Source organism: Acetobacter sp. UBA5411 (assembly GCF_002409645.1).
In the GTDB taxonomy this organism is placed as follows: domain Bacteria; phylum Pseudomonadota; class Alphaproteobacteria; order Acetobacterales; family Acetobacteraceae; genus Acetobacter.
The window spans coordinates 23075-46689 of record NZ_DHNR01000004.1 but is presented as its reverse complement, the minus strand read 5'-3'; the positions used below and the strand labels follow the sequence as shown (position 1 = coordinate 46689).

At 61.5% G+C, this 23615-nt stretch carries 26 protein-coding genes and 1 pseudogene; 19 read left to right on the top strand and 8 right to left on the bottom strand.

Features of this window, described 5'->3' with window-relative positions:
- The 3 genes from B3759_RS00875 to B3759_RS00865 all read right to left on the bottom strand — a co-directional run.
- Positions 1–732 (bottom strand): hypothetical protein (locus tag B3759_RS00875; protein WP_291362755.1); only part of this gene is annotated, 732 nt, incomplete at its 3' end.
- 280 nt (positions 733–1012) lie between these two features.
- Positions 1013–1324 (bottom strand): CcdB family protein, encoded by a 312-nt coding sequence (locus B3759_RS00870; RefSeq protein ID WP_291362753.1) that lies wholly within the window; start codon positions 1322–1324, stop codon positions 1013–1015.
- 4 nt (positions 1325–1328) lie between these two features.
- Positions 1329–1598: a type II toxin-antitoxin system CcdA family antitoxin gene (locus B3759_RS00865; RefSeq protein WP_291362751.1), complete on the bottom strand. Its 270-nt coding sequence runs from the start codon at positions 1596–1598 to the stop codon at positions 1329–1331.
- Positions 1599–1771: 173 nt separating this feature from the next.
- On the opposite strand from B3759_RS00865, the gene B3759_RS00860 reads away from it, so the two are divergent.
- From B3759_RS00860 to B3759_RS00805, 12 genes are all read left to right on the top strand, one after another.
- Complete coding sequence (locus B3759_RS00860) at positions 1772–3772, top strand: conjugal transfer protein TraG (protein WP_291362749.1); 2001 nt, start codon at positions 1772–1774, stop codon at positions 3770–3772.
- Between the two features lie 7 nt (positions 3773–3779).
- Positions 3780–4211 carry a CopG family transcriptional regulator gene (locus B3759_RS00855; RefSeq protein ID WP_291362747.1) on the top strand — a complete coding sequence of 144 codons (432 nt, stop codon included), beginning with the start codon at positions 3780–3782 and terminating at the stop codon, positions 4209–4211.
- Positions 4212–4358: 147 nt separating this feature from the next.
- The gene (trbB, locus tag B3759_RS00850) at positions 4359–5336 is read left to right on the top strand and encodes a P-type conjugative transfer ATPase TrbB (RefSeq protein WP_291362745.1); all 978 of its coding nucleotides are present in this window, start codon (positions 4359–4361) and stop codon (positions 5334–5336) included.
- Positions 5333–5665 carry a TrbC/VirB2 family protein gene (locus B3759_RS00845; protein ID WP_217420338.1) on the top strand — a complete coding sequence of 111 codons (333 nt, stop codon included), beginning with the start codon at positions 5333–5335 and terminating at the stop codon, positions 5663–5665. The genes trbB and B3759_RS00845 overlap by 4 nt, the downstream gene beginning before the upstream one ends.
- Positions 5665–5940 (top strand): VirB3 family type IV secretion system protein, encoded by a 276-nt coding sequence (locus B3759_RS00840; RefSeq protein WP_110912912.1) that lies wholly within the window; start codon positions 5665–5667, stop codon positions 5938–5940. The genes B3759_RS00845 and B3759_RS00840 overlap by 1 nt, the downstream gene beginning before the upstream one ends.
- Positions 5941–5952: 12 nt before the next feature.
- The gene (gene trbE / locus B3759_RS00835; RefSeq protein WP_291362739.1) at positions 5953–8385 is read left to right on the top strand and encodes a conjugal transfer protein TrbE; all 2433 of its coding nucleotides are present in this window, start codon (positions 5953–5955) and stop codon (positions 8383–8385) included.
- Positions 8382–9164, top strand: coding sequence for a P-type conjugative transfer protein TrbJ (trbJ, locus tag B3759_RS00830; protein ID WP_291362737.1), 783 nt, complete (start codon positions 8382–8384; stop codon positions 9162–9164). Before trbE ends, trbJ begins: the two co-directional genes overlap by 4 nt.
- A gap of 5 nt (positions 9165–9169) precedes the next feature.
- Positions 9170–10573, top strand: a complete 1404-nt coding sequence (gene trbL, locus B3759_RS00825; protein WP_291362735.1) for a P-type conjugative transfer protein TrbL — start codon at positions 9170–9172, stop codon at positions 10571–10573.
- Complete coding sequence (gene trbF, locus B3759_RS00820) at positions 10573–11256, top strand: conjugal transfer protein TrbF (protein ID WP_217420343.1); 684 nt, start codon at positions 10573–10575, stop codon at positions 11254–11256. The genes trbL and trbF overlap by 1 nt, the downstream gene beginning before the upstream one ends.
- Positions 11253–12254, top strand: coding sequence for a P-type conjugative transfer protein TrbG (gene trbG / locus B3759_RS00815; RefSeq protein ID WP_291362733.1), 1002 nt, complete (start codon positions 11253–11255; stop codon positions 12252–12254). Before trbF ends, trbG begins: the two co-directional genes overlap by 4 nt.
- A complete protein-coding gene (locus tag B3759_RS00810) occupies positions 12251–13444 on the top strand; it encodes a TrbI/VirB10 family protein (protein ID WP_408736428.1) in 1194 nt (397 codons plus the stop codon). Before trbG ends, B3759_RS00810 begins: the two co-directional genes overlap by 4 nt.
- Positions 13441–13674, top strand: coding sequence for a DUF2274 domain-containing protein (locus B3759_RS00805; RefSeq protein WP_114726217.1), 234 nt, complete (start codon positions 13441–13443; stop codon positions 13672–13674). Before B3759_RS00810 ends, B3759_RS00805 begins: the two co-directional genes overlap by 4 nt.
- A 2-nt stretch (positions 13675–13676) precedes the next feature.
- Here B3759_RS00805 and B3759_RS00800 read toward each other — a convergent pair whose 3' ends face one another.
- The 5 genes from B3759_RS00800 to B3759_RS00780 all read right to left on the bottom strand — a co-directional run bounded on the left by B3759_RS00800 (position 13677) and on the right by B3759_RS00780 (position 18204).
- On the bottom strand, positions 13677–14591 hold the full coding sequence (locus B3759_RS00800; RefSeq protein ID WP_291362729.1) for a LysR family transcriptional regulator: 915 nt from the start codon (positions 14589–14591) through the stop codon (positions 13677–13679).
- A 6-nt stretch (positions 14592–14597) separates the two neighbouring features.
- Positions 14598–15062 (bottom strand): alcohol dehydrogenase catalytic domain-containing protein, encoded by a 465-nt coding sequence (locus B3759_RS16860; protein WP_408736427.1) that lies wholly within the window; start codon positions 15060–15062, stop codon positions 14598–14600.
- A 59-nt stretch (positions 15063–15121) separates the two neighbouring features.
- Positions 15122–16336, bottom strand: a complete 1215-nt coding sequence (locus tag B3759_RS00790) for a multidrug effflux MFS transporter (RefSeq protein ID WP_291362727.1) — start codon at positions 16334–16336, stop codon at positions 15122–15124.
- Between the two features lie 34 nt (positions 16337–16370).
- A complete protein-coding gene (locus tag B3759_RS00785) occupies positions 16371–17138 on the bottom strand; it encodes an SDR family NAD(P)-dependent oxidoreductase (RefSeq protein ID WP_217420331.1) in 768 nt (255 codons plus the stop codon).
- Positions 17139–17286: 148 nt separating this feature from the next.
- A complete protein-coding gene (locus B3759_RS00780; protein WP_291362723.1) occupies positions 17287–18204 on the bottom strand; it encodes a LysR family transcriptional regulator in 918 nt (305 codons plus the stop codon).
- Between the two features lie 492 nt (positions 18205–18696).
- On the opposite strand from B3759_RS00780, the gene B3759_RS00775 reads away from it, so the two are divergent.
- The 7 genes and pseudogenes from B3759_RS00775 to B3759_RS16935 form a co-directional block, all read left to right on the top strand.
- A complete protein-coding gene (locus B3759_RS00775) occupies positions 18697–19041 on the top strand; it encodes a carboxymuconolactone decarboxylase family protein (protein WP_233066143.1) in 345 nt (114 codons plus the stop codon).
- 20 nt (positions 19042–19061) lie between these two features.
- Complete coding sequence (locus B3759_RS00770) at positions 19062–20069, top strand: aldo/keto reductase (RefSeq protein ID WP_291362720.1); 1008 nt, start codon at positions 19062–19064, stop codon at positions 20067–20069.
- 16 nt (positions 20070–20085) lie between these two features.
- The gene (locus tag B3759_RS00765) at positions 20086–21138 is read left to right on the top strand and encodes an NAD(P)-dependent alcohol dehydrogenase (RefSeq protein WP_233066147.1); all 1053 of its coding nucleotides are present in this window, start codon (positions 20086–20088) and stop codon (positions 21136–21138) included.
- 79 nt (positions 21139–21217) lie between these two features.
- Positions 21218–22222 (top strand): carboxymuconolactone decarboxylase family protein, encoded by a 1005-nt coding sequence (locus B3759_RS00760; RefSeq protein ID WP_291362716.1) that lies wholly within the window; start codon positions 21218–21220, stop codon positions 22220–22222.
- A complete protein-coding gene (locus B3759_RS00755) occupies positions 22182–22412 on the top strand; it encodes a cupin domain-containing protein (RefSeq protein ID WP_291362714.1) in 231 nt (76 codons plus the stop codon). Before B3759_RS00760 ends, B3759_RS00755 begins: the two co-directional genes overlap by 41 nt.
- A 604-nt stretch (positions 22413–23016) precedes the next feature.
- On the top strand, positions 23017–23280 hold the full coding sequence (locus B3759_RS16855; protein ID WP_408736429.1) for a transposase: 264 nt from the start codon (positions 23017–23019) through the stop codon (positions 23278–23280).
- A gap of 13 nt (positions 23281–23293) precedes the next feature.
- Positions 23294–23470, top strand: a pseudogene (locus B3759_RS16935) (IS481 family transposase); the annotation flags it as partial.
- Between the last annotated feature and the right edge of the window lie 145 nt (positions 23471–23615).

Sequence of the window (23615 nt, the reverse complement as noted above, 5' to 3'; positions counted from 1 at the left end):
TAGAAATTCCGCCCGCATCCTGTCAATGTCGACATAGAGATCGTCGACCTTATTCCATTCGTTTAGGCCGTCCATCAGTTCCTGATCGGCGTAGACAGCGTCCCTAACGGCTTCGGATCCGATGCTAGCCAGTTGCCCGTTGACCACTGGATCAGCCTTGATCCGGATTCGCCCTCCGCCTGAAATCCAGAGGCTCCTATCCGCGAATACTACGAAGGCTTTATAATCCCCTGAAGCCTCCTCGTTTCCAAATAGGATGAATTGACTGTCTGGCATCGTTCCCCGGTTCTCCGCATACTCGCTTCCCCGAATCTCGAAGGCCTCAATCAGTTCCTGAAGAACGTCGCGAGCATGGATCTTGAGATACTCGTTCGTTTCGAAGTTATAGTCGTCATCGAATCTGCCCGAAGTACGAGTACTGTGTGCTAGTGTCGCATGCCAGCCTTTTTCACTACGAGTAAGGTACAGGCCGTTGATTTGCTGCCGAAAGAGGTCTATAATTTCGGTTGTAACCGTGTGAGTGCCTGCGTAAGCTAGGTACCAAGGCGTGCTTCGATATTCCGTAAAGAAGTCGAACCTTCCCCTAGAGAACACCGGAATCTGGTAGCTGATCGGGAACTTGATTAGCTTCCTAGTCGAGTTGAAGCTCTGAGTGTTGTCATCCCGAGATAGCCTGCCATCGGATACGGCTACGAGCCGCTTATCAGCCTTGACGAGGAGGCAACTGGTCATATGACTCCTGTTTGCTAGCAAAGCTGCACACTGCAGCAACACTGTACCGCTGTTGCCAGCGGCTATGGAGCAGTTGGCTGAGCTTACACTGAGCGCATCGCGATGCAAGCTTTAGTCGCCGTTTAATCTCAGCCGCCATGCTTGATGCGCTAGAAAACTGACCGTCCACTGGCGGCAAAACGCGACCGGGAACGTAACCTTGAGCTACGCTTGCTTTGGGGACATCATCAATCCTGTATAGACGGTCGAAGTAAGGGCGACAGCGGAAGTTGCGTGCCCCTCACGCTCTGCTGACCAACTCGTCCAGCGCCCTGATGATCGCATCCTGATCGCGTTCGGGCAGGACGCCGACGATGGCTTCCAGCCGGGAGGTGGGGACCGTCGCCAGGTCGAATGGGTTGGCGAAGACGTCCTCTCCCTCGACATGCAGATACGGCGTCAGTGGGTAATCCGGCGGCGCGGTGCCGGAGCGTCTGACGAGCGGCATGACGACCCGGCCCACGCTGCGCTCCAGGCGGCTGCTCTGGATCTGCACGACGAACGGGATGTCCCGGTTTCGGCCGGGGTTCCGGTAGATTGCGAATTGCGGCATCGGATCAGAGCGTCGAGAATTCGTCGCTCAGGAAACCGTGCCGCGCGTGCAGATCGTTCACTGCGTCGATCACGCCGTCGAGCTTGCGCTGTTCGTCCTCGCGTTGCTGGCGTGCGGATTGCAGGTAGTCGCCCAGCAGGGTCTCGACCGTCGCCGAAAGATTGGGCGTCACTTCCCGGACCTGCGCCAGCAGATCGGTGTTGAGCGACAGATTGACCGGGCGGCGGGGCGCGCTCCGGTCATAGGAAATTCCGAGGCTGGTGCGGCTGGGCATGATCCGACTCCTTATGCGCATGTCCTGCGCATAAGATGAGGATGCCGACGCCAGACCGCAACGCGCAAGTATTTTTTCGCTCCTGCCCGCTCTGGTACGATGGGTGCCGGATCATGCTTGCACCTTGGAAAATCCCGGTTCTTCGCTGTCTCCCATAACGAGGGGAGGGACCGATGGACCAGCCGGGAACACGTATCCAGTGGGGACAGGCGCTGCTGGTCCTGTTCATGATCGTGCTGTCCTGGTGGACGGCCACTCAATGGACGGCCTGGGAACTCGCGTTCCAACCGGAACTCGGTCAACCGTGGTTCACGGTTCTGCATCGTTGGCCGGTCTACGCGCCGCCGCTTTTTTTCTGGTGGTGGTACGAGTTCGACGCCTACGCGCCGGCGGTGTTCGCGCGCGGCGCTTGGATCGCGGGTTCGGGCGGGGTGCTGGCCTTCGCAGCCGCCGTGGCGCTGTCCGTCCGCCGCGCCCGCGAGGCGAAGCGCGCCGCGACCTATGGGTCCGCTCGCTGGGCCGAGGACGCGGAAATCCGCGCGGCGGGGCTGCTGGGCGAGGATGGGGTGGTGCTGGGAAAATACCGCCGGGCCTATCTCCGGCACGATGGTCCCGAGCACGTCCTGACCTTCGCGCCCACCCGCACCGGCAAGGGGGTGGGGATGGTGATCCCTACGCTCCTGACCTGGCCGGGTTCAGCCATCATCCATGACATCAAGGGCGAGAATTGGCAGATTACCGCCGGTTTCCGTAATCGCTTCGGGCGGGTGCTGCTGTTCGATCCGACCCATCCGTCCTCGTCGGCCTACAATCCGCTGCTGGAGGTCCGGCGCGGGGCGTCGGAAGTTCGTGACGTGCAGAACATCGCCGACATCCTGGTCGATCCTGAGGGTTCGCTGGAACGGCGCAACCACTGGGAGAAGACCTCCCATGCCCTGCTGGTCGGGGCGATCCTGCATGTGCTCTACGCCGAGGACGACAAGACCCTCGCCGGGGTGGCGAAATTCCTCTCCGACCCGAAGCGGTCGATCGAGGCAACCCTGTCCGCCATGATGCGGACATCGCATCTCGGGAAGGCAGGGCCTCACCCCGTCGTGGCGTCTGCTGCGCGGGAACTGCTGAACAAGTCGGACAACGAGCGCTCCGGCGTGCTGTCCACTGCCATGTCGTTTCTCGGTCTCTACCGTGATCCCGTGGTAGCCACCGTGACCAGTCGCTGCGAATGGCGGATCGGCGATCTGCTGGAGGGCGACCAGCCTGTTTCGCTGTATTTCGTCATCCCGCCTTCGGATATCAGCCGCACCAAGCCGCTGATCCGCCTGATCCTCAACCAGATCGGGCGGCGGCTGACGGAAGATCTGTCTGGCCGGGAGGGACGGCGTCGCCTGCTGCTGATGCTCGATGAGTTTCCAGCCCTGGGCAGGCTCGACTTCTTCGAGAGCGCGCTGGCGTTTATGGCGGGCTACGGGATCAAGGCGTTCCTGATCGCGCAGTCCCTCAACCAGATCGACAAGGCGTACGGTCAGAACAACAGTATTCTCGACAACTGCCATGTCCGAGTATCCTTCGCTACGAACGATGAACGCACCGCGAAGCGGGTGTCCGATGGTTTGGGCGTGGCGACCGAGATCCGATCGCAGAAGAACTACGCCGGGCACCGGCTGTCGCCTTGGCTCGGGCATCTCATGGTTTCACGGCAGGAAAGCGCGCGGCCCCTGATGACGGTGGGCGAGGTCCAGCAACTCCCGGCACGGGAGGAAGTGGTCATGGTGGCGGGCTGTCCGCCCATCCGGGCGCTCAAGGCGCGGTATTTCCGGGACCGCCGATTTGTCGAACGTGTCCTCCCACCGCCTGATCCGGCGCAGTTGCCACGGCCCATCAGGCCCGATGACTGGAGTGACCGCCCATCTCCTGCCCCGCCTTCGCCGGAGCAGACGACGTCATCGGTAGCGCCCGACAAACCCGATGATGCCGATAGTGATGAATCCCTCGGCACGGGGCGGAAATGGTCGCGCGAGCATGACCCGGCGGATGCCGACAAGTGCAGGGCGCGCACCGCACCTGACCTGTTTGGTGAGAACCTGCCACCGGATCCGGAAGCACGGGACCGTGCTGACCTGACGCGGATCGCCCGGCAGGCCGGGCTCGACCGTGGCAACGATCTCGGGCTGTGAGGGCGTGATGAGGACATCCCCGAAGAAGGCGCGGCTGTCGGTCTATCTGGAACCGAAGCTGCTGGATGCCCTGACCGCGCACGCCGCGCGACGCGATTTGTCCCTCTCCCTGATGGCGGAGGCCGCCATTGCATCCTTCCTGTCGCCCGATGCTGATGAGCGGCGGGAAGCGGCGATGAGTCGCAGGCTGGACCGTCTCGACCGGCAGGTCGCCCGCATGGAGCGCGATCTCGGGATCAGCCTTGAGACGCTGGCTCTTTTCATCCGCTACTGGATGACGGTCAGTCCGCCCTTGCCGGAACCGGCCGCATCGGCAGCGCGGGCGCAGGGGGCGGAGCGCTACGAGGCGTTCGTGGCCGCCCTTGGGCGGCGACGCAGTCGGGGGCCATTTTTCCGGCATGAGATCCCGGAGGATGTGCCTCCCACATCGGAATCCTGATCCCGCGATCCGCAAGTAAAAACCGCATCCGTTACGATCCTGTACGATCGCAGGAAAATGCTGTTGAAAACGGCAGAAAACAGCACTCTCTAATGATCCCCGTCGTCGTCCGGAAAAGCCGGATGACCCAAACGGACGGGGATTCCCATGGCGGTTACACCGATTGAAAATGGTGCCCGACAGCGCGGCATGTCCATGCTGCGCACGGCGATGGGACCGGCGATCGCGGGGCACCTTGCCGACCCCGCCGTGGTCGAGGTCATGCTCAACCCCGACGGGCGGCTGTGGGTCGACCGTCTGTCCGAGGGCCTGTCCGACACGGGCGACGTCATCATACCCGCCGATGCCAAGCGCATCGTGCGCCTGGTCGCGCACCATGTCGGGGCGGAGGTGCATGAAACAGCACCGCGCGTATCCGCAGAACTGCCGACCGGTGAGCGGTTCGAGGGATTGCTGCCGCCTGTGGTGACGGCTCCGAGCTTCGCCATCCGCAAGCCCGCCGTTGCCGTGTTCACTCTCGATGACTATGTCGCCGCCGGGATCATGAAAGAGGGGCAGGCGGTATATCTCCTTCTCGCTGTTGCGGAACGGAAAAACATCCTGGTCGCCGGCGGCACGTCGACGGGCAAGACCACGCTGGTCAATGCCCTGCTGGCGGAGGTGGCAAAAACCGACGACCGGGTCGTGCTGATCGAGGATACGCGCGAACTGCAATGTCGCGCGCTGAACCTCGTGTCTCTGCGCACAAGGGACGGCATCGTCACGCTGTCCGAACTGGTGCGCTCGGCTCTGCGCCTGCGACCTGATCGCATCCCTATCGGCGAGGTGCGCGGTCCCGAGGCACTCGACCTGCTCAAGGCGTGGGGCACGGGCCATCCTGGCGGCATCGGCACGCTGCATGCCGGCACCGCCATCGGCGCCCTGCATCGCATGGAACAACTGATTCAGGAAATCGTCGTCACCGTACCCCGCGCGCTGATCGCCGAGACGATCGACGTGATCGCTGTCCTCTCCGGGCGGGGCACGCAGCGCCGGTTGTCCGAACTCGCCACCGTGGACGGGATTGATCCCGGCACTGGTGCCTATCGCATTCATTCAATCGATACCGATGGAGATTACAAATGAACCTCACGCTGTTCCGTGTGCGTCGGCACGCGCCTGCCATCTCCACCATGCTGCTGCTTTCCATCGCATGGTGCTCATCGGCCCTGGCGTCGGGCTCCGACATGCCGTGGGAGGAGCCGCTCAACCAGATTCTGGAATCCGTGCAGGGACCGGTCGCCAAGATCATCTCGGTGATCATCATCACGGTCACGGGTCTGACCCTGGCTTTCGGGGAAACATCCGGCGGGTTCCGCCGCCTGATCCAGATCGTCTTCGGCCTGTCCATCGCTTTTGCGGCGTCCAGCTTCTTCCTGTCGTTCTTCTCCTTCTCCGGCGGGGCGCTGATCTGATGGCGGGATACGACGATGACGCGGTGCCGGGCTTTCATGTCCCGGTGCATCGCTCCCTAACCGATCCGATCCTGTTGGGTGGCGCACCCCGTGCCGTGGCCATCGCCAATGGCACGCTGGCGGCGGCCATAACACTCGGCCTGCGTCTCTGGCTGATCGGGGCCGCCTTCTGGATCGTCGGCCACGGGCTGGCGCTCTGGGGCGCGAAACGCGATCCGCTGTTCATCGAGGTCGGGCGGCGGCATCTCCGCTATCCTGCCTGGCTGCGGGCATAGGGGAGATCGGCCATGATGTCCCTTGGCGAGTACCGTAATCGCAGTGCCCTTCTATCTGATTTCCTGCCCTGGGCCGCGCTGGTCGAAAAGGATGTGGTCCTGAACAAGGACGGCAGTTTCCAGCGCACGGCGCGCATCCGTGGCCCTGATCTGGACAGTGCGACCCCTGCCGAACTGGTCGGCGTAACCGGGCGGTTGAACAATGCGCTCCGTCGCCTTGGCTCAGGTTGGGCGGTGTTCGTGGAAGCGCAGCGCGTCCCGGCGACGCTTTATCCCGACAGCGACTTCCCGGATGCCGCTTCGCACATGGTCGATCTCGAACGCCGGGAGCAGTTCGAGGATGAGGGGGCGCATTTCGAGAGCCGGTATTTCCTCACCCTAGTCTGGCTGCCACCGGCGGAATCTTCCGACCGGGCAGCGCGGTTCCTGTTCGAGGGCAGGGAGCGTCAGGGGCCGGACCCGCATGGTTTGCTCCATGCGTTCGTCGACCGCACGGATCGGATGCTGGCCTTGCTGGATGGTTTCATGCCCGAGGCCGCATGGCTCGATGACGGCGAGACGCTGACCTACCTGCACAGTACCATTTCGGCGCGGAACCAGCGCGTTAGGGTGCCGGAAATCCCGATGCACCTCGATGCGCTGCTGGTGGACCAGCCCCTCTCGGGCGGGCTGGAACCCAAACTCGGCGATGCGTATCTGAAAACTCTGACCATTACTGGTTTTCCGAGCCAGACCTTTCCCGGAATCCTCGACGATCTGAACCGGCTGGCGATGCCCTATCGCTGGTCTACCCGCGCGATCCTGCTCGACAAGACCGATGCCACGAAGGTTTTGACCAAGATCCGCCGCCAGTGGTTTGCAAAACGCAAGAGTATTGCGGCCATTGTCCGGGAGGTGATGACCAACGAGGCGTCCGTTCTGGTCGATAACGACGCCGCCAACAAGGCGGCGGATGCGGACCTTGCCTTGCAGTCCCTCGGTGCTGATGACGTCGGACAGGCCTACATCACCGCCACGGTAACGGTCTGGGATGGTTCCGCCTCCATCGCGGCCGAGAAGCTCCGGCTAGTCGAAAAGATCATCCAGGGCCGCGACTTCACTTGCATGGCGGAGAGCCTCAACGCGGTGGAGGCGTGGCTCGGCTCCTTGCCCGGTCATGTCTACGCCAATGTCCGCCAGCCACCGGTTTCAACCCTGAATCTGGCGCATATGATTCCTCTGTCCGCCGTGTGGGCTGGGCCGGAACAGGATGGCCATTTCCGTGCTTCCCCCCTTTTCTACGGCAAGACGGCGGGCGCCACGCCATTCCGGTTCAGCCTTCACGTCGGGGATGTCGGTCACACGCTGATCGCAGGACCGACCGGGGCAGGTAAATCCGTGCTGCTGGCACTGATGGCGCTCCAGTTCCGCCGCTATCCGGGATCTCAGGTCTTCGCCTTCGATTTCGGCGGCTCGATGCGGGCGGCGACGCTCGGCATGGGCGGAGACTGGCACGATCTCGGGGGCGGACTGACCGACGAGGATGATGGGCAGCCCGCCGTGTCACTCCAGCCGCTGGCAAAGATCGACGATGCCGACGAGCGCAAATGGGCCTCAGAATGGCTGGGGCAGATTCTCGTGGGTGAGGGCGTGACACTGACGCCGGACGTGAAATCCCATCTCTGGTCTTCTCTCAACTCCCTCGCGTCATCGCCCGCCCATGAGCGGACCCTGTCCGGACTGGTAGCGCTTCTCCAGTCCAACGCCCTGAAGCAGGCGCTGGTGACCTATTGTCTGGGCGGTCCCTATGGCCGCCTGCTCGATGCTGACGCCGAACGTCTTGGCGACGCGGACGTCGTCGTGTTCGAGACTGAGGGGCTGATCGGCTCCGGCGCGGCGTCTTCCGTGCTGTCCTATCTCTTCCACCGCATCGAGGGCCGTCTGGACGGCCGCCCGACCCAGCTGGTGATCGACGAGGGCTGGCTGGTCCTGGATGACGGGGATTTCGCCGGCCAGTTGCGCGAGTGGCTGAAAACCCTGCGCAAGAAGAATGCGTCGGTGATTTTCGCCACGCAATCCCTGTCCGATATCGCCAATTCCCGTATCGCGCCGGCCGTGGTGGAAAGTTGCCCGACGCGGATCTTCCTGCCGAACGAGCGGGCGATCGAACCACAGATAGCCACGATTTATCGGGATTTCGGGCTGAATGACCGGCAGACCGCCATCATCGCCCGTGCCGCGTCGAAGCGGGAGTATTATTGCCAGACCCAGCGCGGCAACCGTCTGTTCGAACTGGGGCTGGGACCGGTGGCGCTCGCCCTGTGCGCGGCATCCGGGAAGGACGATCACAAGCTGATCGATGCAGTGCTGGCGGAACACGGACGTGCCGGATTCCTCACGGCATGGTTCGACGCACGCAGCGTGGCATGGGCTGCGGACCTTCTGCGGGAAGGAGACGTGCCATGACGGAAAAACTCTTCCGGATTCATGCAATACTTTTCCGTCGTATGGGACTGTTCGCATCCGTCACGGCGCTGGCCGTCGGTGCTTGCATCAGTTCGGTGCAATCCGCCCATGCGCAATGGGCGGTCTATGACGGGGCTGCGCATGTCCAGACCGTGCTGATCGCGGCGCGGGAATTGCAGCAGATCGACAACCAGATCACGTCGCTCGCCAATCAGGCCCAGATGCTGGTCAATCAGGCGAAGAACCTTGCCCTGTTGCCCCTGTCGACATTGTCGACGCTGCAATCAACAATGTCCCAGACCACGGCACTCCTCGCGCAGGCGCAGAACATCGCCTACAGCGTCACCTCGGTCGAGCAGCAGTACCAGCAGTCCTATACGTCGGTCTCATCGGGCATGTCCGACAGCGCCCTGTTCAGCCAGGCGCAGACAAGGTGGCAGAATTCTGTAGGCGGCTTTGAGGATGCTCTGAAACTGCAGGCGCGTGTTGCGGGGAATATTCCTTCCGACAGCAGTGCCATGACCCAGCTTGTTTCGGCCAGTCAGGATTCCACAGGTGCCCTGCAGGCGGCGCAGGCCGGCAATCAGCTTCTCGCGCTTCAGTCGCGCCAGTTGTCCGACATCCAGGTCGAACTCGCTGCCAATGGCCGGGCCGCCGATCTGGAGCGGGCGCGGCAGGCGGCAACCGAGGCGGAAAGTGCAGCGCAGTACCAGCATTTTTCCCAATATGATGTCTATAGCCCGACTTCGGTTTCCATGTTCGGTAGCAGCGGGAACTGACCGCCATGGCCATGAACGATGTCGGCGTTATCGATACCTTTCTGAACACCTTCACCACCACCATCGATACGGGGTTCGGTCTGGTCAAGGGAAGCGTGATCTCGCTCGCCGGATCGCTCTCGGTGCTGGACATTGCTCTTGCCGGTCTGTTCTGGGCCTGGGCTGCGGATGAGGACATCATCCAGCGTCTGGTGAAGAAGACGCTCTATATCGGCTTCTTCGCCTGGGTTATCAACGATTTCGATGCGCTCTCGAAGATCGTCTTCGACAGCTTTGCGGCCCTCGGACTGAAGGTCGGCGGTGGCAGTCTGGCGCTTGGAAACTTCCTGCGGCCCGGCCGACTGGCCTCGACCGGATTTACGGCAGCGCAGCCGCTTCTGGACTCTGTCCACAATCTCCTTGGTCCGGTCGCCTTCTTTACCAACTTCATCCAGATCTTTGTGCTGTGTCTGTCTTGGCTGATCGTGCTGGCAGCCTTTTTCATTCTCGCCGTGCAGCTTTTCGTGGCGCTGATCGAGTTCAAGCTGACCACGCTTGCAGGCTTTGTGCTGATCCCGTTCGCCCTTTTCAATCGCACGGCTTTCCTCGCGGAGAAGGTGCTGGGCAATGTCGTCTCCTCGGGTGTGAAGATCATGGTGCTGGCGGTCATTTCCGCCATTGCGTCCGTTCTGTTCGCCCAGTTCACGACGTTCTATGGCAGCGATGTGCCGACCATCGGCCAGGCCGTCTCGGTGGTGCTGGCGTCGCTTTCGATAGTCGGGCTCGCCATTTATGGCGGCAGCATCGCCAATGGTCTGATTTCCGGTGCCCCGCAGCTTGGTGCGGGCGCGGCAGTCGGTACTGGCATGGCGGTTGGCGCCATGGGTGCGGCGGCGGCCGGTGTCGGGGCGGCTGCTTCCGGTGGCGCGGCGGCACTGGGCGCCACGGCTGCCGCTGCGCGGGGAGGGGCAGCGATCGCGGGTGCAGCCAATACGGCTTATTCCATGGGAGCCATGAACGCTGCCGGTGACAGTGCCGGTGCCCGTATGGCGGCTGGTCTGGGCGGTGTCGCCCGGGCGCCGGGCAGTGCTGCCGCAAATGCCGTGAAGAGTAAAATGTCTTCCGCAGCGACCGCCATGAAGCAGAGCTACGGCGAAGGCGCGCGAGGCGCTTTCACCGCGACGGGCGGACGTTTCACGGGTGGGTCATCGTCCGATGCGAACGGCGGGCAGTCCGGTGATCCGTCAGGTAACGGCAGCGGCCCAACGGGTGGTGGTGAAGGCGGCAGTCCCGACGGTCATTCGCCCCGCTGGGCGCAGAAGATGAAGCGCCGCAATGCCGCCGCCCACGCCGCTGAGGCCGCCCATATCATCCGCTCCGCCGATGGCGGCGGTGGCTCGGCGTCCATTGATCTCTCGGAGAAAGAATGATGTTCCGTCGCTCGACCACACGCTACGGGACCACGCCCGAACCCGTGACACCGTATCAAAGGGCAGCGCAGGCGTGGGATGAACGGATCGGCTCTGCCCGCATCCAGGCCCGTAACTGGCGGCTCATGGCGTTCGGCTCCCTGTTTCTGTCCGCAGGCCTTGGCGTAGGGCTGGTCTGGCAGTCCGCGCGTGGCACCATCACCCCGTGGGTGGTGCAGGTGGACCGGTTGGGGCAGGCGCAGGTCGTGGCCCCCGCGACAGCGGGCTATATGCCTGCCGATCCGCAGATCGCCTGGTATCTGGCGCAGTTCGTTCATGACGTGCGCGCCCTGTCGTCGGACCCCGTGGTGGTCCGGCAGAACTGGCTGCGGGCCTATGACTTCACCACCACGTCGGGCGCGCAGGCCCTGAACGATTACGCGCGGCTGAACGATCCCTTTTCGCGCATCGGGCACGAGCAGGTCGAGGTGGATATCGCCTCTGTCATCCGGGCCTCGCCCGGCAGCTTTCGCGTCGCCTGGACCGAGCGGCATTACCGCGACGGGGCGTTTACCGGCACCGAACGCTGGACTGCCATCGTGTCGGTTGTTCTGCGCCCGCCCCGCGACGCCGATCATCTGAGGAAAAATCCCCTCGGCATCTACGTTTCCGCCATCAACTGGTCGAAGGAGCTGGGCCAATGATCCGTCGTGCTCTTCGTGTCCTGCCGCTGCTGATCCTGCCCCTAGCCGGTTGCGCGCAGCATTACCATCCGCCTGTCATCCACTACGATGACGCTGTTCAGGCCACGCGCCTGCCGGACCCACCGAAACCGGTGCGGGTGGTGGAAGTCCCCAGACCACTTCCCCTGCCGGGGCAACTCAAGCCGCTGCCCTCACGACGCGCGGTCCATACGGCCCCCGAAGTTGCCGACCCGACCGCGCGTGTGACGCAGGCCAATCTGGCGGCGCGCATCCAGCCGACGCGAGCCGGGTTCATCAATGCGGTGCAGGTCTATCCTTATTCTCCCGGTGCCCTCTATCAGGTTTACACCTCGCCCGGCGAGATCACCGACATTATGCTCCAGCAGGGTGAAAAGCTGGTCGGCACGGGGCCTGTGGCGGCAGGTGACACGGTGCGCTGGATCATCGGTGATACCGAAAGCGGGGCAGGGGCGACAAAACGCATCCATATCCTGGTCAAGCCGACCCGACCCGATCTCACCACCAATCTGATCGTCAATACGGACCGGCGGACCTATCTCGCCGAACTGCGCTCCACCTCGGCCACATACATGGCGTCCGTGTCCTGGGATTATCCCGAGGATGATCTGATCGCCCTGCATCGGCAGGACAGCGCGGCCGATGAGGCAGCGCCAGTGGATGCGGGGTTGAATCTCGACACGCTGAATTTCCGCTATGTCATCCAGCCGGTGAAAGGCGGGACACCGCCCTGGCTGCCGCTGCGGGCGTTTGACGATGGCCACAAGGTCTATATCGCGTTTCCGACCGGGGTCGGGCAGGGCGAACTGCCCCCGCTTTTTGTGCTGGGGGCGGATGGTGGGCCGGAACTGGTCAATTACCGGGTCCGGCAGAACTGGATGATCGTGGATCGCCTATTTGCCGCCGCCGAACTGCGGCTCGGGGATAAACACAGCGAGCAGCGGGTGCGCATCGTCCGCACCGACGGGAGGCGGACATGACCGGGCAGGCGCCCACAATGGGCGAAAATCCAGCGGCTCCGGCCACCGGGGGAAACTCCGTGTCGCCACCGCCCGATCTGCGCTTGCGGGCGGAACGGCCGCGCGTCGTGCGTCTGTCCCGCACCGTGGTCTGGGCGTTCGGCGGGGCCGGTATGCTCGCCATCGGTCTGGCTCTGGGCTACGCGCTGGAGAACAGCAGCCACAAAACGCCACCCGCCGCCAGTCAGGACACGGATGTGCGTCCATCGGCCGATGGGCTGGCGGGGCTGCCCTCAGACTATGTCGGCAATGGCGTGCCCAAGCTCGGTCCCGCTCTGCCCGGTGACTTGGGGCACACCGTCCTGAAGGCACAGGGGCAGGGGAAAGTCGCATCCGGCGGGGATGATCGCCGTGCCGCTCAGGAGGTCGAGGCGGCGATCGCCAGCAGGCTGTTTGTGCAGACGGGGGAGCGTGACCGGGCCAGCGAACAGGCGACCCCGCCCGCGCCGGGCGCTTCTGCCACTCAGGGGCGGGCGTCCGCCACGGCTGGGTCACAGGCCGGAAACCTCGCCTTTCTGGAAGGGCAGCCCGATCGCGCGACGACCAGTCCGGACCGCATCGCGCCGCCTGCCTCGCCCTACGTCCTCCAGGCGGGCACGGTGATCGCTGGCGCGCTGAATACGAAAATCAGCTCCGACCTGCCCGGCCAGATCGTGGGCCATGTCACCCAGAACGTCTATGACAGCCCGACCGGGCGCTATCTTCTGATCCCGCAGGGTAGTACCCTGTTCGGGGCCTATAACAGCGGGATTTCCTTCGGACAGCAGCGTACCCAGATCATCTGGACGCGGCTGATCTTCCCCGATGGCGAGAGTCTGGTGCTGGAGAAGCTCCCCGGTGGCGATGCCATCGGCCAGTCCGGGCTGTCCGACGAGGTGAACAACCACTGGGGGCAATTGTTCAAAGCCGCCCTGGTGACGACTCTGCTCAGCGTCGGTTCGGAAGCGGGCACGTCATGGAACGAGAACAATCTGATGCAGGCCATCCGCAGCGGGGCCAGCAACGGGTTTTCCATGGTCGGCAACCGGCTGATCGACCGCAGTCTGAACGTCCAGCCGACTCTCACCGACCGGCCGGGACTGCCTTTCACCGTCATTCTCGGCCGCGACCTGTTGCTCAAATCCTATCAGAACGGAGGAAATCCTCGATGACAGAGCTGAAGATCAGGGAAATCCCTGACGAGAAACCGGTGAAAATGACTGTGGCCTTACCAGCCGATCTTCATAGTGATCTGCTCGCTTATGCAGCACTTCTTTCCGGTAGCGATGGGGCGGTAGATCCAGCCCGGCTGGTCGCGCCCATGCTCCGGCAGTTCATGATGTCGGACAAGGCGTTCGCCAGGGCACGGAGAAAAGAAAAAGGAGTGTCATCGGGAAAGTAATTTTATGGTCTGCGGGTTTCGATGTATCGGGCGAAGCTCCCGGAACACGGATTTTCATTGTCGGGTCGCCAGACGATCCCGAATTCCAGGTGCGAGGAACCTCCCGCATCCCGGATTTCCGAGATCGCAACGTCATGCCCATGCTGGTCGCGGATCAGTGGCAGCCACGAGGCGGGCAGCAGTGCAACGCCTTCGTGGTTCTGGACGAGTGCGATGATTCTGTTGCTGCCGATATCATGACGCTGGATCTTTGGGCGGGTGCCGGTTTCCCCGAGCTTGCGCTGGATGAGTGCCTCGAAGTCCTGACCCGCGTTGTCGCGTCCCGTGAGGAACGTCTCGTGACGCAGGTCTGTCCAGGATACTTCCGGTCGTGTTGCCAGGGGATGATCAGTGGGGAGTGCGGCCACGATGCGGTCGCTCCATAGAGGCGTGACCCGCAAGGCGGGCGCCAGGTTGCGGCGGGTGACGACCGCGAAATCGATCTGTCCGCGCTGAAGCCGGCGCAGCAGCCTCTTGCCTGTACCCTCGGAATAGCGAAAGACGATATCGGGGTGGGTGGCGCGGAAGTCCGCCGTGAAGGTCGAGAGTCTTCCGGGCAGGACGCAGGTCTGGATACCGATAGAGATCTGGCCATTCTCGCCTTTGCCCGTCCGCCGAGCGCGGGTGTTCATGCCTGCCACATTGTCCAGGATCGTCTGGCTCCAGCGGATGAATTCCTGACCGAACATGGTTGGGGCAGCGCCCGCCGGGGAACGGATGAACAGCCTGACATCAAGCCGCTCCTCAAGGTTATGCAGGGTTCGGCTGACGGCCGATTGTCGGATGTTCAGGAAACGCGCCGCGCCGTGGATACTGCCGTGTTCGGCGATTGCCCGCACGCACAGCAGTTGCCACAGATCGAATGGCGGGCGCCGCATGGCCCGTCACACCGTCTTGCTGCGGCGCGGCCTGATGACCGTGTAGACCGAGGGGAGAACGAACAGCGTCATGGTCGTGCCGACGATCATGCCGACCCCGATGACACGGCCTATAATTTTGTGGCCTGAAATACAGGGGCGCGGCGCTGGCCCCCATTCGCCTCGCGCGGTATGGATATCGGAGTGGCAAACACCACAGTACATAATGTCCGGCAGCACATCATGCGGCCCCATGGCACGCCGGGGGATCTCTATCGCCTGAAAGGGCGCATGATCACCCGCACTTCTATAAGCATGTACCCGCGATGATCCCAGATTGATTGTGCTTTCCTGTGCGCTGGCACTATCGGCAGAGCCGGTTGCAACTCCGAACGAGGCTGCGGCAAGCGTCGCGCCTCCAGGCAGAAACCTTTGCCGCTCCGTGGTCTCACCTTTTTCTGTACGGGATGAATTCCCGCATTTCATACGCATGAAACTTGCCTCCGTTGTGACACCAATGACCTTACGATTATGGAAAACAGCGAGAGGCCTTACCCGGGCGCTCTTTGATGACTATCCTGATGGAGACGGGCACAGAACAGGCTGCCGGTCGCCGCCAGCGCAATCACCCATCCCATGGGCCATGGCGTTCCGTCGGCACATGCGCTGACCAGAGCTGCAGCCAGCATGCCGCAGCCATATTGCAGCGCGCCGACAAGGCCCGCGACCGTCCCGGCGGATCGCGGAAAGTCTTCCATCGTAAGGGTGATGGAATTGGCAAAGATAAATCCGCTGGATGACACGAAGAAAAATACCGGGATAAAGACCCCCCATATCCCCCACCAGCCCGTCCAGGCATTGAAAGCCAGAAGGCCACCGGAGAATGCGGCGAGACAGGAGCCACAGCGCAGCATCTGTCGGGCACCATATTGTGTCACCAGGCGCCCATTGAGCAGGTTGGCGCACATCATGCCGATGATTCCCGCTCCGAACAGGAATCCGTAAAATTGCGGCCCGACATGATAGTACGAAATATAGACAAACGGACTGCCCGCTACATATGCAAAGCTGCCGCCATAGATCAGCGCGCCGGCTCCGGCTGTCCCCATAAGGCGCAGATCGAGAAGCAACGCGCCATACCCGGAAAGGACCCGCAGGAAAGAGCCTCGAACCCGCTGCCCGGGCGGCAGGGTTTCGGGCAGTGTCCAAACGGCAAGCAGAGCCGCAAGGCCGATGACGACGAGCGTCCAGAAGATCCCGCGCCAGTCGGCGAGGCGCAGAATCTGGCCGCCCACAAGCGGCCCCGTCAGGGGCGCTACCGCCATCACGGTCATGAGGGTCGACATCATGCGTGCAGCCCGATCACCGTGGTAGAGGTCCCGGACCATGGCACGCGAGAGCACGACGCTCGCGCAGGCGCCTGCCGCCTGGACGATCCGGCAGCCGAGCATGACACCAATGCTTTCCGCGAGCGCACAACCGGCCGAGCCGAGGATAAAGAGGGTCAGTCCCACGCTGATCGGAAGACGGCGACCGAGCCTGTCGCTGATCGGCCCCCACGCAAGTTGCCCCAGACTGAACCCGACCAGATAGCCGGACACGGTCAGTTCCACCATGCCGCTGGTTGTGCCCAGGGACGTTCTGATGTCCGGCATGGCGGGCAGGTAGAGATCGGTCGAGATCGACGCGAACTCCATCAGAAGACCCAGAATGGCCAGAACATGTCCGGGCTGCCGGACAGCACTGCCCGGGTCCATACCGGTCATGCCCTGATTGCGGTTATCAACGTGTCTGTCCCAATCAGTGAGCCGTAAAGCCCCCGTCGACGGGCAATGCCACGCCCAGGACAAAGCTCGCACCGGGACTGCACAGCCACAGCACGGCGGATGCGATCTCGTCGGAACGACCCAGACGCCCGATGGGCTGTTCCTTTAGGATTTCCTTGATGGCATCGGCCTGCTCGACCAGCATGTCAGACACCATCGGCGTGTCGATCGTTCCAGGACAGATCGCATTGATCCGCACGCCACGCGGCGCGTATTCCATCGCCGCACTCTTGGTCAGCCCGATCACCCCGTGCTTGGACGCATGATACGCAGCACGGCAGGGCAGACCGACAAGACCGCCAAGCGAGGAACAGTTGACGATCGCGCCGCTCCCCTGCTGACGCATCTGAGCCAGTTCATGCTTCATGCAGGCCCAGACACCGCGCAGATTGACCGCGTTGACCAGATCGAAACTCGCCGCCGGCTCATCGGCTGCATCACAGGGAGGCACCTGAATACCGGCATTGTTGAACGCCATGTCGAGACGGCCGAACGCGGCAACGGTCTGCGCGACCATGGAGGCCACCTGATCTTCATCGGCGACGTCGCAGATGATCCCCAGCGCTTTGTGGCCTGCGGCGATCAGGTCATCTGCGGCGCGCTTCACGCCGTCTGCATTGACGTCGGCGAGCACGACGGCGGCGCCGGACTGCGCAAAAGCTTGGGCGGTCGCCAGTCCCATACCGGATGCGGCACCGGTAACGAGGGCAACCCGGCCCTTGAAATCATAGAAAGGATTCATCGTGTTTTCATCCGTTCAGGGGCGGCCTTCTTCTGGCCGACAGGAACCACCTGAAACAACAGGCGGATTTGGCTGCTGCTCTATCCTAAACTAATGATTGCCCGTTTGGTGTTGAGCATCCCCCAGTGCGGCGATGAGTATATTTCATTTAAAAGCCGAGCGGACGCATCTCGCGAATCAGATCGATCAGGAGTTTCAGTCCCGATGGGACCTGCTGGCGGCTGGAATAGTAGACATGATATCCCGGCCCGGTGGTTGACCAGTCCTCCAGAACGATCCTGGCCGCCCCCTCGGAGACAAGCTGTGCCTGAACCGGTTCCGCCGCAAAAAAGAGTCCCGCTCCGTTTCGTGCCAGAGACAGGCCGGTCTGACTTTCATCAATCGTGACCGTCCCGGGGACATGCACCGCGAATTCCTTGCCGTCACGCTGGAATTCCCACTGATAGATGCTTTCATCGCCCAGTCTTATGCGCAGGCAGCGATGATCCTTCAGGTCATATGGTGTTTCTGGTGTTCCGAAACGTTCCAGATAGGCCGGGGCTCCCGTGACAACCCAGCGGATATCCGCCGACAGACGCTGGACAATCATGTCCTGCGGGACGGTCCCGCCATATCGGATACCGGCATCGTAACCGTCCCTGACGACGTCAACCATCCGGTTGCTCGACGTGATCTCCACGTCCACATCCGGGTACCGGTCCATGAAAACAGGCAGGACCGGGCCGAGCAGCAGGGGCGCCGCATCGGCGACGACATTGAGGCGAATACGTCCGGTCGGGCTGTCACGAAACCGGTTCAGGTCTTCGACGGCCTGCCCGATGGCTGCGAACGGCGCCGTGATGGAATTGCAGAGTTCTTCACCCGCCGCCGTCAGGGTGACGCTGCGGTTGGTTCGATGAACGAGACGGATACCCAGTCGGGTTTCAAGTCCCTTCAGAGCATGGCTGAGGGCCGAAGCGCTGATTCCCAGTTCCAGCCCGGCCTTGCGGAAGTTCCGATGCCGGGCAATGGCAAGAAAATAGGTGAAATCGGCAAGATCCGAACGGCCGAACTGCATGATATGCATGAATGTTCCTCGTAACTTACGATCGACTCAGAATGTCTCCCCGCCATCAGAATCAAACCAGATGAAGTGAATCCCGTGCCGATCGCCTGACATCATAGCAACACATGCTCTTGCATGACGCGAATAATTCATTGCAACGATGACTTTCATTCATCAATAGCCCTTGGTTCCGAGGTCAAATAGAACAATTTTCCGCGGAAAACAGCCGGATTTCTGGTTTCGGCAATGTTGTTCCCGACATTGCAAAAGCATCTGCGCAGCGGGACCCGCCTCTCGCGTTCGGTTGCGACCTGTGCCTCTGAAGCGCATGGTGATCTGGCAGGAGAGAGGCTGACCTGATCGTTGTCCGCCGTCGCTGGTTCGATCTTCCGGGCATTCCATTGCGTCTACGTTGCCATCGGTTATCGGGTGCGCTTCGCGGAGCGGGCTGAATCGGCGCCTCTCGATACAGGCGGGATACATGCTCTGCAAAACGACGAAGGAGAGCAATTGATGGCAGACGAACCTACGGCCGCGCGCCAGTCATTCGGGGACATCGCTCCCGAGCTTGCAGAGATCTCTGACAAGGTCCTGTTCGGGCAGGTCTGGGCCGGAGCGGGTCTGTCGTCCCGCGACCGCAGCCTTGTCACGATCACCAGCCTGATCTCCCTCTATCGGGAAAACGAACTGCCTTTCCATATGAAGAAGGCGCTGGAGAACGGGCTGACGAAGGACGAGATCATCGCGGTGATCACGCAGCTCGCCTTCTATTCCGGCTGGCCGACCGCCATGACCGCGCTCAGCATCGCCCGCCAGGTGTTCGCTGACGCCGATGCGGCTCAACAATCCGATCGCTAAAAGACACAGAGAGATTCCCTATGGACTATCGCTATCTCGGACAAAGTGCCCTGAAGGTCTCCCCGCTCTGCCTCGGCGCCATGATGTTTGGTGGTGAGACGGACGAGCAGACAGCACAGCGTATCATTGATCGTGCCTGTGAACAGGGGGTCAATTTCGTCGATACCGCTGACGTGTATCATGGCGGCAAATCGGAAGTTGCTGTTGGCAAGGCCGTTGCCGCCCATCGTGACGACTGGGTGATTGCCACCAAATTCGGATATGGCGGCCCCAGATCCGGCCCCAACCAGCAGGGCCAGTCCCGCAAGTGGATCATGCAGACCGTCGAGGGCAGCCTGAAGCGCCTGAACACCGACTACGTCGACATTCTCTATTTCCACCGCGCCCTGGTCGATGCCCCCCTTGAAGAAGGTCTCCGCGCCATAAGCGACCTCATCCGCCAGGGGAAGGTGCGCTATTATGGACTGTCCAATTTCCGGGGATGGCGGATCGCAGAGATCGTTCGCCTCGCGGACGCGCTCGGCATGGAACGCCCTGTCGTCAGCCAGCCGCTCTACAACATCGTGGATCGTACCTGTGAAGTCGAACAGCTTCCGGCCGCAGCGGCTTATGGGCTGGGGGTTGTGCCCTACAGCCCGCTGGCACGCGGCGTTCTGACGGGCAAATACGCTCCCGGTTCCTCTCCGGCAGCGGATACGCGCGCCGGTCGGGGCGACATGCGGATCATGCAGACGGAATGGCGTCCGGAATCACTGGAGGTCGCCCAGAAGATCGCGTCCCATGCCAAAGACCGAGGGACGACACCCATCGCCTTCGCGTTGGCGTGGGTAATGAAAAACAGGCTGGTCAGCGCCCTGATCGCAGGCCCGCGTACGGAAGCGCACTGGGAGAGCTACTGTGCGGCGCTCGATGTCACCCTGACACCCGAAGACGAGGCCTTTATCGACAGCCTGGTCAGGCCCGGCCATGCGTCCACCCCCGGTTATACGGACCCCGGCTATCCGGTCGAAGGCCGCAAGACGGCCTGAAAGAAGGATGCAGACAATGAAGACACATGGTTTTTTTGCCGAGAGTGCCGAAGCTCCCCTGAAGCCGTTCTCCTTTGATCGCCGCGATGTTCGCAGCAACGATGTCGCCATTGAAATCCTGTATTGTGGCGTCTGCCATAGCGATCTGCATCAGGCCCGCAATGACTGGGGCAACACACTCTACCCCTCCGTGCCGGGACACGAGATCGTTGGCCGCGTCACGGATGTCGGCAGTGACGTGACCCGTTTCAGGGTCGGCGACAAGGTGGCTGTCGGATGCATGGTGGACAGTTGCAGCCACTGCGACCAGTGCCGTCAGGGTGACGAGCAATATTGCCGGGAAGGCGCGACGTGGACCTATAACGGGGTTGACCGGGTCACGAAGGAGGTGACGTTCGGGGGCTACTCCCGGCATATCGTCGTCCGTGACGATTTCGTTCTCTTCGTTCCCGAAACTCTCGATCTTTCGCGGGTTGCTCCCATCCTGTGCGCGGGCATTACGACCTATTCGCCACTGCGCTTCCGCAATGTAGGACCTGGTTCGCGGGTTGGGGTCGCCGGTCTGGGCGGACTGGGCCATATGGCAGTCAAGCTGGCTGCGGGGCTGGGGGCGGATGTTACGGTCATAAGCCGTTCAAAATCGAAAGAGGATTCCGCCCTTGCTCTGGGTGCGGACAGGTTCCTCGTCTCGACCGACGAGCAGGCCATGAAAGAGGCTGCGGGCAGTTTCGACCTCATCATCGACACCATCCCGGTGCAGCATGATGTCTCCGAGTTTTTTCCCCTTGTCGATATTGATGGGGCAATCGTCATGGTCGGTCAGCTCGGTGCGACACCCGCATTCAATACAAGTCCGCTCCTGATCGGCCGCCGCCAGCTTGCCGGGTCCATCATTGGTGGCATCGCCCAGACCCAGGAACTTCTGGATTTCTGTGGTCGGAAAAACATTCTCGCCGACTGCGAGATGATCAGGATGGACGAAATCAACGAGGCTTTCGTCCGGCTCGAAAAAGGTGACGTCCATTACCGGTTCGTTATCGACATGGCCTCGTTCCCGGAAACGGTCTGAGGGTCTGGATGGGGAATCCGCCCCATCTCTTTCTATTGCACTCTTGTTTTTATGATTTTCCGGTCGTGAGGTATCTGCAGTGAAAACAGGCTGGATAGCGGGACTGTTCCTGTTGATCGTACCGCGTGCCGCTATGGCACAGCCAACCGATCAGCACAGCCAGGACCCGCTGCACACGCTGACTCCGGAACTTGCGCGCTATACGGACCATGTCCTTACCGAGGACATCTGGAAGCGGCCAGATCTCTCCCCCCGTGATCGTAGTCTGGTGACGATCGCCATCCTGATTGCCAGCGGCAACGGGCAGCAGCTTGAACGGGAAGTGCAACGGGGACTGGATAACGGCCTTCACCCGACCGACCTGACCGCTACTGTCACGCACCTGGCCTTCTATTGCGGATGGCCGAATGCACTGTCGGCCCTGGATGTCGTGCAGCATGTGTTTGCCGAACGTCATATCCATGTCGAGATCCCGGGCTCAGGGAGCAAGCCGTTACTGCCGGTACCCGCCTCTGACGGGGCAAGGGAAAAACTGGTCAATGACCATGTCGGGCCGACAGATCCCAAGCTTGCAACCCTGACGAATGACGTTCTGTTCGGCGACCTGTGGCGTCACCCGGATATGGCCCCCCGTGACCGGAGTCTGATTACCATCGCGGCCTTGGCTGCGGACGGGGATGACGATCAGCTTGGGTTTCATATCCAGCGTGGGATCGAAAACGGTCTGACCCGCGCCCAGATTGCCGAGACGCTGACCCAGCTTGCCTTCTATCGGGGCTGGCCCAAAGCACTGGCTGCCGTGACGGCTACTCAGAAAGCGCTTGCAGCGCCGTCCCCCGATACGCAGACAGACGCACCACCAATCCGGGTCTACCGGCTCGCATCTAAGGCGACACTGGCCCCTGCGGTCAATTTTACAGGACACGCGGCGCTCAACACACCATTCCAGGGCACGGGAGGCGCCAGTCTTCTCGGTGCCAGGTGCCACGGTGAGCTTCCAGCCCGGCACGCGCACAAGGTGGCATACACACCCCCATGGCCAGATGCTGGTTGTCATGTCCGGTCATGGGTGGGTCCAGGCTGAAGGCGGACCGGTGTACGACATGCTGCCCGGGGACGTCGTCGTCATCGCCCCCAATGTCAGGCACTGGCATGGGGCGACCAGCACAAGCAGCATGTCACACGTTGCCATCGCGGCAGCCGACGATAAGAGGCAGTCGGTCTACTGGCTCGAATACGTGACAGATACCCAATACCATGGTCCTCAAAGATAGTAAGACCATCATGAAGCCCATGATAACGTCTATATTTAGGAGGTCCGCTTCAGAGTGCAGAAAACGCTAATGGTGCGATTGGGATGAGGCGTAAACGGCCATGGCTCCGAATAAATAAATCCTCCGTTTGATGAGGGCAGGGCTCATTAATTTCAGTAAGGGATCAGGCACAGGCAGAAAAAAGTGTATTGAAACAGCGTATTAATGCCGCTTTGTTCTCAGCTTGCGATTGTGGCAATTTGAGAGCCAATCCTGTCCCCGCAACCAAAACTTATACAATACTATCAGCATGTTAAGCCGCCAGGAAGGGCGGCTTTCTGCGTTCTGGGACACCAACTGGAATCATATAGGAATCAGCAGGAAACGAAATCTCGCGTAGTTCCGGGACGTGCGGGGTGTGGCGCGAGACGTCAGTGTCGCTGCTCAAAAAGAGGCTTTTCCCCATCATATCGGACGAACAAAAGGCGGACTGAACTCAAAACTTCACGCAGTGTGTGATGATCAGGGGCATCCCGTCCGACTTTATCTGACCGCAGGGCAGGTCAGTGATTTCACAGGAGCCGATGTTCTGCTGGCGGATCTTCCTGCCAGGACAGAGTAAGTCATCGGTGACCGGGGCTATGACAGCAACAGAAGCCGGCAGTCACTTGCAAAACGAAGTATCACCGTTTGTATTCCACCGAAGAAGAACCGGAAATCAAAGCCGTCTTACAGCTGGCATCTGTATAAGAAGCGCTATCTAACCGAAAACATGTTCGCAAAGCTGAAAGAGTGGAGGCATGTCGCGACCGGATATGACCGCTGCGCTCATACTTTCATGTCAGCAATCCATATCGCAGCAGGCTTCATCTTCTATCTCAAAGAATGAGGCCTGAGCCTAGGAACCGCATTCAACGGTCCTGACCGGAATAGACGAAGCGATAGTCGTGGTTTTCCGGCAATACACTTTCCTGCTGCTGGACGATTGTTCTTATGTGTTGCAGCCTACCATCCCGCATCTGACACGTTCAGTGCTGCATCGCTGTCTTCAGCATCATGGGATTTCACGCCTGCCTGAACGAATGGCTAGGTCGGGCAGATGAACCGCACAATCACGGAAGCAACTGCAAAACGCCTCCATTACGACAGCCAAGACCAGTTGAGGACACTCCTCAATGATTTCATGTCGCCTATAATTTCGGGCGAAGGCTCAAGAACCTCAAA